10 protein-coding genes and 1 pseudogene are annotated in these 10,157 nt (G+C 36.8%); all 11 read left to right on the top strand.

What is annotated here, in order from left to right:
* The first annotated feature begins 67 nt into the window (after nt 1-67).
* A complete protein-coding gene (locus ENL20_10910; GenBank protein ID HHE39064.1) occupies nt 68-2,377 on the top strand; it encodes a carbamoyltransferase HypF in 2,310 nt (769 codons plus the stop codon).
* Between the two features lie 120 nt (nt 2,378-2,497).
* Nucleotides 2,498-2,722, top strand: a complete 225-nt coding sequence (locus ENL20_10905) for a HypC/HybG/HupF family hydrogenase formation chaperone (GenBank protein HHE39063.1) — start codon at nt 2,498-2,500, stop codon at nt 2,720-2,722.
* The gene (hypD, locus tag ENL20_10900) at nt 2,709-3,776 is read left to right on the top strand and encodes a hydrogenase formation protein HypD (GenBank protein ID HHE39062.1); all 1,068 of its coding nucleotides are present in this window, start codon (nt 2,709-2,711) and stop codon (nt 3,774-3,776) included. Before ENL20_10905 ends, hypD begins: the two co-directional genes overlap by 14 nt.
* Before the next feature lie 180 nt (nt 3,777-3,956).
* Nucleotides 3,957-4,964 carry a hydrogenase expression/formation protein HypE gene (gene hypE, locus ENL20_10895; GenBank protein HHE39061.1) on the top strand — a complete coding sequence of 336 codons (1,008 nt, stop codon included), beginning with the start codon at nt 3,957-3,959 and terminating at the stop codon, nt 4,962-4,964.
* Between the two features lie 238 nt (nt 4,965-5,202).
* Nucleotides 5,203-5,486, top strand: a pseudogene (locus tag ENL20_10890) (toxin).
* On the top strand, nt 5,476-5,751 hold the full coding sequence (locus ENL20_10885) for an antitoxin (GenBank protein ID HHE39060.1): 276 nt from the start codon (nt 5,476-5,478) through the stop codon (nt 5,749-5,751). The pseudogene ENL20_10890 and the gene ENL20_10885 overlap by 11 nt, the downstream one beginning before the upstream one ends.
* Nucleotides 5,752-5,865: 114 nt before the next feature.
* Entirely contained in the window at nt 5,866-6,216 is a 351-nt protein-coding gene (locus tag ENL20_10880; protein HHE39059.1) for a hydrogenase maturation nickel metallochaperone HypA, read from the top strand.
* A gap of 143 nt (nt 6,217-6,359) precedes the next feature.
* Nucleotides 6,360-7,991, top strand: coding sequence for a hypothetical protein (locus tag ENL20_10875; GenBank protein ID HHE39058.1), 1,632 nt, complete (start codon nt 6,360-6,362; stop codon nt 7,989-7,991).
* A 180-nt stretch (nt 7,992-8,171) separates the two neighbouring features.
* Nucleotides 8,172-8,522, top strand: a complete 351-nt coding sequence (locus ENL20_10870) for a hypothetical protein (GenBank protein HHE39057.1) — start codon at nt 8,172-8,174, stop codon at nt 8,520-8,522.
* A gap of 104 nt (nt 8,523-8,626) precedes the next feature.
* Nucleotides 8,627-9,478 carry a bifunctional methionine sulfoxide reductase B/A protein gene (locus ENL20_10865; GenBank protein ID HHE39056.1) on the top strand — a complete coding sequence of 284 codons (852 nt, stop codon included), beginning with the start codon at nt 8,627-8,629 and terminating at the stop codon, nt 9,476-9,478.
* A gap of 57 nt (nt 9,479-9,535) precedes the next feature.
* On the top strand, nt 9,536-9,946 hold the full coding sequence (gene nikR / locus ENL20_10860) for a nickel-responsive transcriptional regulator NikR (GenBank protein ID HHE39055.1): 411 nt from the start codon (nt 9,536-9,538) through the stop codon (nt 9,944-9,946).
* The last annotated feature ends 211 nt before the right edge of the window (nt 9,947-10,157 follow it).

The following is a 10,157-nucleotide window of genomic DNA, read 5'->3' as shown; positions in this document are numbered from 1 at the left end:
TAAATAATTCACACTTGACTTAAAAACCATCATTTAAAAGAAATACATCGATTTTCTTGAGGTGAAAATGTATCGGATATTGATCAACGGGATAGTGCAGGGAGTAGGTTTCAGACCTTTTGTCTATAAAATTGCAGTAGAACTGGATTTGAAAGGTTTCGTGTTGAATTCGACAAATGGCGTTCAGATCGAAGTAGAAGGTTCGGAAGATTCTATAAATACATTTGTTCATCGAATTAAAACAGAGTTACCTCCGGCTTCTATAATCAAAGAATTCACATTTGAAAAACATCCTGATAAGAATTATCAAAATTTCGAAATAAAAATAAGTTCCAAAACCGCAGGTTCGACTCTTATTTCTCCCGATCTTGCTGTATGTGAAGATTGTGTGAACGAATTTAATGATCCGAAAGATCCTCGCTTTCAATACGCTTTTATAAATTGCACAAATTGCGGACCTCGCTATTCTATCATCGAAAATACGCCTTACGATCGACCATTCACTTCAATGAAACATTTTAAAATGTGTGATTACTGCAAAGATGAATATACAAATCCTTTGAATCGCAGATTTCACGCTCAACCTGTTGCCTGTCCGGAGTGCGGTCCTCAACTAAAATTTCTGGATAAAACTTTCCGGGAAGTCGAAGGTGATCCGATCCAAAATACAATTTCAGCTTTGAAGAATGGAAAAATTGTCGGAATAAAAGGGATCGGAGGATTTCATATTGCCTGTGATGCTGCTAATTACGAAACGGTCGAGGAGCTTCGTAAAAGAAAAAATCGTCCGCATAAACCTTTTGCTGTGATGTGTTTTCCGGAAAGAATTCAGGATATTGTCGAAATAAATAATGAGCAGTTAAAATTACTGAAATCACCTGCTGCTCCGATCTTGATCTTGCCGAAAAAAAATAAATATCTTGTTCCTAAATTGAATTTGGGAACAGAATTTGAGTCAAAATCAATCGATGATTCGTTCCCAAATTCAATTTGGGAACGAGAAAAGCGAGAATATCTAATTGCTCCAAATATAGCACCACAAAATCCCAATATCGGAGTTTTTTTACCTTACGCTCCTCATCATTATCAAATCTTAAATAAAGATTTACCTTTTCTCATCATGACTTCCGGAAATTTTCACGATGAACCAATTGCGGTTGAAGAAAAGGAATTGATAAAATTATGTGATGCTTTTTTAACACACGATCGTCACATTTTAAACCGTTCCGATGATTCCGTTATTCGTGCTTCAGAATCTCAAAATATTATGATCAGAAGGTCGAGAGGATTTGTTCCAACTCCGATAAAATTGCCATTCCAAACAAAACAAACTTTAGGAGCGGGTGCAGAACTGAAGATCACTTTTTCTTTATCCAAAGAAGAATCTCTATTTTTATCTCCTTATATCGGAAATTCCAACAGTAAAGAAACTCTTGATTTTTACATTGAAACTTTTTTGAAGTATAAAAAATGGTTCAAACTTGAGCCGGAATTAATTGCCTGCGATCTTCATCCTGATTATATGACAACCAGATTTGCGGAAAATTTGAACCTTCCACTGAAAAAAGTTCAACACCATCACGCTCATATTGCCGCAATTATGGCAGAACATCATCTCGATGAACCGGTTATCGGAATTTCTTATGACGGAACAGGTTATGGAACAGACGGGAAAATATGGGGAGGTGAGATTCTGCTCGTTGAATATGAAAAATGCGAGCGTTTATTTCATCTGAATTATATGCCGCTTCCCGGAGGAGATGCTGCCATCAAACATCCGATCAGGATCGCTTTTGCTTATCTTTCCAAATTTGGCATCGATATTTCTTTTTTAGAAGATATTTCAGATTTGGAGAAAAATATCATCTCAAAACAATTGCAGAATAATTTCAATGTTTTCCAAACTTCGAGTATGGGAAGATTGTTCGATTGTGTCGCTGCGATGCTTGGTTTGTATCCTGAAATATCGTTTGAAGCGCAAAGTGCAATGGCTCTGGAATTTCTCTGTCAAAATAAACCTGTTTTCGAGGAAGAATTTTATTCTTATAATATAGATGATCAGATTATTAGAATAAAAAATATAATTTCTGAAATTGCCGAAGATATTTCAAAAAATACCGCTCCTGAAACTATCGCTCGCAAATTTCATCATACAATTTTAAAATTTACTTTGGATTGTGTGCAAAAGGCTTATAAATTATCAGGGACCAAAAAAGTTGTACTTTCCGGCGGTGTAATGCAGAATGAAGTCATTTTGGAAGGTTTGAAATTCATATTGGAAAAGAACGGTTTTGAAGTTTTTCTGCCTTCGGAATTGACACCAAATGATGGTTCGATTTCGGTTGGTCAAGTAATGGTAGCGAACCGGAATGTTTAAACATCGGAATGTTCATCAACTTTCCAGGGGAAAGATGAAAGGTCTTCCGATTGTTTTGAGATTAAAATCAAACATTCCGAAGTGTTTGCACAAATTCGTAAGCTGTTAGAGGAGAAAAATATGTGTATAGCAATTCCAGCTCAAGTAGTGGAAATTGAAGGTGAAAAAGGTATTGTAAACCTGGGTGGAGTAACGAAAGAAATAATGTTTTCTTTTACTCCGGAAGCCAAAGTCGGAGATTGGGTTTTGATGCACACAGGTTTTGCCTTGAATGTTATTACAGAAGAAGATGCGCATGAAACTTTGAAGATATTTGAGGAAATGGACACTTATGCCGTCACTTAATCTGAAAAAATACCGTGATCCTCAAGCGATCAATGAGATCGTAGAAGAATTGAAAAAGTGGGAAAAACCGCTTAAGATAATGGAAGTTTGCGGTTCTCATACCATGGCGATCGGACATTGGGGAATCCGAAAACTGCTTCCGAACAATATTTCGTTGATCTCGGGTCCGGGTTGTCCTGTTTGTGTAACACCGAGTTCTTTGATCGATGAATTGATGAAGTTAGACGGCGTAACGATTGCGGTTTTTGGTGATATGCTGCGAGTTCCGGGAAAAGAAGAAACTCTTGAGCAAGCCAGAGCCAGAGGTTTGGATGTGAGGATGGTCTATTCTCCACTCGATGCTTTGAAATTTGCAGAAGATAGAGAAACTGTATTCGTTGGAATCGGCTTTGAAACGACCATTCCCGGTATCGCTCAAACCATCTTGATGGCAAAGAAAAAGAATCTGAAAAATTTCTCTGTCTTTCCCGCTTTCAAACTCGTTCCACCAGCATTAGAAGCACTTCTTTCTGCAGAAGATATTCAGCTGGATGGTTTCCTGCTTCCGGGTCATGTGAGCGTGATCATTGGAGCGGAATCGTATAAAAACTTGCCTGAAAAATACGGAATCGGCGGTGTTGTGGCAGGTTTCGAACCTCTCGATATTTTGCGAGCAGTGAAATATCTTACACTTCAAAACGAAGAAAACAAACCGGCAATCGTGAATGAATATAATCGAGTTGTGAATCTGACCGGAAACAGGAATGCCCAAAAAGTGATCGATACGGTTTTGCATACTGAAGATGCTCTTTGGCGGGGAATTGGTTGGATTCCGCAGTCAGGTTTAGGAATTCGAGAAGAATTCACAGAATTCGATGCTTCCAAAAAGTATGGAATTACTTTGAAGGAAGTGGAAGAAAATACAGGCTGCAGATGTGCTGATGTTCTGAAAGGTAAGATCATTCCACCGGAATGTCCATTGTTTGAAAAAGCCTGTAATCCATCACATCCGATTGGACCATGTATGGTTTCGTCGGAAGGAAGTTGTGCTGCATATTTTAAGTATGAAAGATGATTGGCTCACCAGTCTTCGATAAATCTACGACCTGGCAGGCGGATTCTCACGGATTGAACGAATAAGAAACTTACTAATCCGGCAGTTGCCGGATTGTGAAGTTTTAACAACCGATAAAAACTTTACGAATGATTGATTTGGAGTAAAATAACCATGTTATTTTATGCATCAACACGGTTGATGCTTTCCAAAAAAAGGGAAAAAATGAAAGAAGAAATAATAGCTCTTGGTCACGGCAGTGGAGCGGGACTAACAAGAAAATTGATCAATGATATTTTCGATAAAAATTTTAAACTTCCTTCTCTTGAAGATGCTGTTGAAATCGAGAACAGAATGGTAGTTACTACAGATTCGCATGTAATCAAACCGATCTTCTTTCCGGGTGGAGATATTGGAAAATTATCTGTAACCGGAACTGTGAACGATGTTGCGATGAAAGGAGCGATCCCGAAATATCTGTTGATTACTTATATTATAGAAGAAGGATTCAAAATCAACGACCTGAAAACAATTACTGAATCTGTTCAAAAAGCAGCGGAAGAAGCAAATGTAAAGATCATTGCCGGAGACACGAAAGTTGTGGAAAAAGGTAAAGCAGACGGAATTTATATCACAACTACAGGAATTGGTTTTCTTCCCGAAGGTGTGAACCTTTCTTCAAAAAATATAAAAATCGGAGATAGAATTATCATTAACGGAACTTTGGGTGATCACACTGTAGCAATAATAAATGCTCGTGAAAATCTGGGGCTTACTCCAGCTCCACAAAGCGATTGTGCTTCTTTGAATGAACTTGTTCAATTAATGCTGAAACATGGAAATGTGAACTTTCTGCGAGATGCTACCCGTGGCGGGGTTGCGACAATTCTAAACGAGGTGACAGAAGATACCGGTTTCGGAATCATCATCGATGAAAAGGAATTTCCCATCAAAGAAGAAGTGGAAGCAGTTTGCGGTCTTCTCGGTCTGGATGCTCTTTATATGGCAAATGAAGGGAAACTGGTTTCATTCATAAGTGGAGAAACTTCCAAACTGATAAATGTGATGAAAAAACACAAACACGGAAAAGAATCCGCAATAATCGGAGAAGTCACAAACGAAGTGAAAGGCGTTTATCTGCGAACTTCTATTGGTGGATTGCGTCCGCTTTTGATGCTGGAAAGTGACCCTCTACCGAGAATATGTTAACCGCAAAGACGCGAAGAACGCAAAGAAGAACCTTGAAAATGTTTCTCTCAAAATCTCTTACTAATTAACACTTTCAAGGTTGTCTGTAATACAGTTTTCAAAAATGTTGATTTCATAGAATAAAACTTGTTTTGCTGAACCTTGAAAGAGTCAATTGATAGAATAATTTGAAAGAGACTTTTTCAAGGTATGCAATATTTTTGTTGCCAAAATGCACACATTGGATTAGATTTGTTTTATGAAGATATTTAATTGGAGTAAAGAGAAGAATATCTGGTTAAAAAAGAACCGAGGTATTTCTTTTGAAGATGTCCTATTTTACCTGGAAAACGATGGTCTTCTTGATGACCTGGAACATCCAAACAAAAAAAATATCCAAACCAGAATATTTTTGTGATTAATATTGAGAATTATGCTTGTTTAGTCCCATATATTGAATCGGACACAGAAATATTCCTGAAAACAATAATTCCAAGCAGAAAAGCAACAAGTAAATATTTGGAGAAAAAAGATGAAAAATAATTTTGATAAGGATGATATGGAAATACTCAAATCTTTTGAGAATGGAGAATGGAGAACTTCGGGTAATATTGAAAAACGAAGTTCGGAATTAAGACTATATGCTCGAAATACGATAAAAAAAGATAAACGAGTAAACATCCGAATTTCTTCCCGGGATTTGAAAGAATTACAGAGAAAGGCGATTCAAGAAGGTTTACCATATCAAACATTTATTTCCAGTATTCTTCATAAATTCGTGAATGGAAAATTCAGATATCAGGAATAACAGAACCATGAAAATGTTTCTTTCAAGACTTCTTCCTGCTTAACGCTTTCATGGTTGAATGAGAAACTTAACCTTTGCGCTCTTTGCGTCTTTGCGGTAAAAAAAGGAAAAATTATGCACGAAGGAGCAATAGTTCATTCGTTATTTGAAATAGCCAAAGAGATAAAAGATAAAGAAAAGCTGGTCGAGATCAAAGAAGTTAAGATCATTGTCGGGAAATTCCATCAGATCGTAGAAGAAGTAATGATGATGCATTTTGACTTGATGAAAACCGAATATGAAGGTTTTGCAGATGCCAAACTAATTATGAAAGAAATCGATGTGAGGATAAAATGCAGAAACTGCGGAGAAGAAACGATCCTGAATGAACCGATTTTTTTCTGCGAAAAATGCGAATCGTTTGATACGGAATTGATCACAGGAAAAGAATTGCATATCGAGACGATCGAAGGGATGAGAGATTGATTTACATAAAGTGCGATGAACAATATGTTTTGTGAAGAAAACCTTGAAATGGTTTTTCCCAGAGGATTATATTTTTGTAAATCTTGTTAATATCGATCAATATTAACATCGGAATGTTGAATTAAAATAAAAAAGGATCAGATATGAAGAAAACCATATTATTCACTATCTTGTCTATCTTGATCTTCCCGCTGTTTTCTGCAGTTGGTGATTCACTCATCGTGCAAACCTTCACCTTTGGTGACATTGAAAAACGCAGAGATTTCTTTGATTTCCCTGATGATGAACGAACCTGGGAAAAGATTTATATGCTTAGAACTTTGAAATGTGATGAGCAAACTAAACAAGACAGTTTCCCTTGCGGAGAGTGGGATTACTGCACTTACACTCTTCTTCATATTCCGGTTAACGATACGGTCGAAGTCTTCGAATTGGATAACTATGTAACTCCTTACGGAATTGGACTCGACTTGAACGGAGATTGCGGGTGGACATACATTTATGATGTTACGGATTATGCTCCTCTTTTAAAAGGCAGATTAGATATTTCATCCGGCAGTCAATCTGAACTTCTCGATCTGAAGTTTGTCTTTATAGAAGGAATTCCACCACGAGATGTTATTTCTGTGAAAAATCTTTATGAATGGGGAAATTATAAATACGAAAAAATCGCTGTTGATAGTGTTATGAAACCATTTGAACTGATTTTTGATCCTAAAGCCAGCGGATATAAAATGCGAGCCAGGATTTCCGGTCATGGACATTTTGGTCCGCGAAACTGCTGCGAATGGGATCGCAAAACTCATACTTATTATGCCGATGAGAGTATTTTATTTCGTTGGATAATCTGGAAGAATTGCGGTGATAATCCTATCTATCCGCAAGGTGGAACCTGGCAATTTGATCGAGCCGGCTGGTGTCCGGGAACTCCAGTCGATACATACGATTATGAACTGACGAATATTGTGGATCCTGGTGATACGATAATGTTCGATTATGGAATTGAAATGTATCGAGATAACGGTGAAAAGGACGGAATGTTTCGTCAGTGTCATCAACTTTTTTCTTATGGAAAACCGAACTTCAGAATCAATGCTGAAGTTTATGATATTATTGTTCCTTCCAATAAAGACAGTTACAGCAGGATAAATCCCATCTGCACAAATCCGGAAATCATTATTCGCAATTCCGGAAAAGATCCTTTGAAAACTTTAACTATCAAATACGGATTATGTTCTGAAAAAAAGTATATTCATAAATGGTTCGGAAACCTGGAATTTTTGGAAAAAGAGAATATCATTTTGCCGCATATCGATTGGGAAAGTCCTGACAGTATTTTTGTCGTAGAAATTTCCAAACCGAACGGACAATTCGATGAATATCCAAACAATGATAAAATGACTTCTATCGTGTTTCGTCCGCAAATACTTCCCGGAAAATTCCTTATGCATATCGAAGCACAAGGTTTGGGAAGAGCAAAAGATAATGCTTATACGATCACTGATGATGTCGGGAAAATTTTGTATGAAAAAGAAGGATTTGAGGACAATGAAATTTATGAAGAATTGATCGAGCTTCCTACCGGATGTTATGAATTGAAGATCATCGACCGCAAGGAGGACGGAATGATACGACAATGGTGGTATCGAAATTCAAATCCCGGATTGGTCGGTAAGAACGGTATGATCGAGATTCTGGATGAAGAAAAGAACCTGTTGAAGCGTCTGAAATACGATTTTGCAGAAGCGGAGATCTTTCGGTTTCGTGTGGAATGATCTTTTGGCTCGCGGATTTTCAGGGATTAAACGGATAAGAATGAAACCACTAATTGGCACGAAAAAAATGATTAATGAAACACACCTCCCCCGATAAATCGGGTACTCCTCTCAAGAGGAGATTTTCTTTGTGTCTTTCTTTGTGCCTTTGTGTCTTTGTGGTGAATTGTGGAGAAAAAGATGGAAAACAGATGTAAAATCGAATGGATTGAAATTCCTGCTCCAAACTTGGAGAAAGCGAAAGAGTTTTACTCAAAAATTTTCGGTTGGGATTTCTCTGAATACAGTCGTGATTATCTATTTTTCAAAGCAGGAAACATCAAAGGTGGATTGAACAAAAACAAAAAGCCGTGTTCAGAAGGAATAGGTTTTTCGATAACCGTTATAGATATTGATCGAACAATTGATAAAATCGTAAAATTAGGTGGCAAACTAATAAAAGAAAAATATAATATCGGGAAAGGTTTTGGATATTGTGCAAGTTTTGAAGATTCGAACGGGAATGTTTTAGAGTTGTGGGCGGAAAGGTAGCATCATGTCTGAAATAGAAAAAGGTAGATTGTAAGAAAGAAATGAAATCAACAACTTTTGCCTTATTAATTATAGCATTTATTTTTTTAAAAGGAAACGAATCTATGAACTACAACAAACTTACTCCTTTAGAAGAGCAGGTCATCATCCATAAAGGAACAGAACGACCATTTTCCGGAAAATACTACAAACACGATAAATCCGGAACATACCTCTGTAAAAGATGTAATGCTCCTTTGTATCACTCAGATGATAAGTTTGATTCCGGTTGCGGCTGGCCCAGTTTTGAAGATGAAATCGAAAATGCTGTGAAACGAAACCCGGATGTAGATGGAATTCGTACTGAAATTGTCTGTGCAAATTGCGGAGCACATCTCGGTCACATTTTTCTGGGAGAAGGCTTTACAGATAAAAACACTCGACATTGTGTAAATTCATTATCCTTGAATTTTATAGAAGAAGTGTCTCCGGAAACTCAAAGAGCGATCTTTGCCGGAGGTTGTTTCTGGGGTGTGGAATATCATTTTCAAAAACTGGATGGAGTTCTGCAGGTCATCTCCGGATATATTGGAGGAAAGACCGAAAATCCAACTTATAAAGAGGTTTGTTCGGGATCAACAGGTTTTGCGGAAGCAGTAGAAATAACCTTTGATCCGGAAATAGTTTCTTATGAAAAACTGGTTAAATTATTCTTTGAAATCCACGATTTTACTCAGATTAATCGGCAAGGACCAGATATAGGAGAACAATATCGATCGGCAATTTTTTATCTCGATGAAGGTCAAAAAAAAACTGCAAATAAAATCATCAAACAACTTCTGAAAATGGATTATGATGTTGCTACTACCTTGGGAAAAGCAGAAAAATTCTATCCAGCGGAAGATTATCATCAGGATTATTATCTAAAAACAGGGAAATATCCGTATTGTCATTCTTATCGGAAAATTTTCGATTGAATATTATTGACACCAAATTCAGTAACACATTTTTGACATTCGTAACACGGAGGTTAGATGTCGGAATTAGTTAGATTTGGTGTTTCTCTGGAAAAGGAACTTCTAAACAAATTTGATCATCTTATCAAGAAAGAGAATTATCCTAATCGATCCAATGCAATTGCGGATATTATTCGCGAAAAACTGATCGAACAGGAATGGAATGAAGATAAAATTATTACCGGTGTTATTTCTCTTGTTTTTGATCATCACAAACACGATCTGCTGAATAATCTTACCAATATCCAACATGAAAATCACGAACTGATAATTTCATCGCAACATATACATTTAGATCATGATTACTGCTTCGAGATTGTTGTGGTAAAAGGAAAACCGAAGAAATTGAAAAATCTCTGCACCAAACTGAAAGCAGCGAAAGGTGTTAAACATGCAAATCTTAATCTGGCAACAACTGGAGAAATTTAATAAAATTATTCACCAAGAACACGAACAAACATTAACAAATTAAATTATAACTTCGTGATTCTTCGTACATTAGTGCCTTCATGGTGAGAAAAAAAGGAGATGTTGATGGGAAATGAACTAACGATATTATTAGTTACGGCTTTATCAATCGGTTTTTTACACACTTTATTCGGACCGGATCATTATCTTCCATTCATAATGATGTCCAAAG

This window comes from Candidatus Cloacimonadota bacterium (assembly GCA_011372345.1).
Lineage (GTDB): Bacteria > Cloacimonadota > Cloacimonadia > Cloacimonadales > TCS61 > DRTC01.
Note: the sequence above shows the minus strand (reverse complement) of the source record. Positions and strands in the feature narration are given on the sequence as shown.

Coding starts and splice junctions, on each gene's coding strand:
- ENL20_10910 (HHE39064.1), top strand. CDS start 68: ATGTATCGGATATTGATCAACGGGATAGTGCAGGGAGTAGGTTTCAGA.
- ENL20_10905 (HHE39063.1), top strand. CDS start 2,498: ATGTGTATAGCAATTCCAGCTCAAGTAGTGGAAATTGAAGGTGAAAAA.
- hypD (HHE39062.1), top strand. CDS start 2,709: ATGCCGTCACTTAATCTGAAAAAATACCGTGATCCTCAAGCGATCAAT.
- hypE (HHE39061.1), top strand. CDS start 3,957: ATGCTTTCCAAAAAAAGGGAAAAAATGAAAGAAGAAATAATAGCTCTT.
- ENL20_10885 (HHE39060.1), top strand. CDS start 5,476: ATGAAAAATAATTTTGATAAGGATGATATGGAAATACTCAAATCTTTT.
- ENL20_10880 (HHE39059.1), top strand. CDS start 5,866: ATGCACGAAGGAGCAATAGTTCATTCGTTATTTGAAATAGCCAAAGAG.
- ENL20_10875 (HHE39058.1), top strand. CDS start 6,360: ATGAAGAAAACCATATTATTCACTATCTTGTCTATCTTGATCTTCCCG.
- ENL20_10870 (HHE39057.1), top strand. CDS start 8,172: ATGGAAAACAGATGTAAAATCGAATGGATTGAAATTCCTGCTCCAAAC.
- ENL20_10865 (HHE39056.1), top strand. CDS start 8,627: ATGAACTACAACAAACTTACTCCTTTAGAAGAGCAGGTCATCATCCAT.
- nikR (HHE39055.1), top strand. CDS start 9,536: ATGTCGGAATTAGTTAGATTTGGTGTTTCTCTGGAAAAGGAACTTCTA.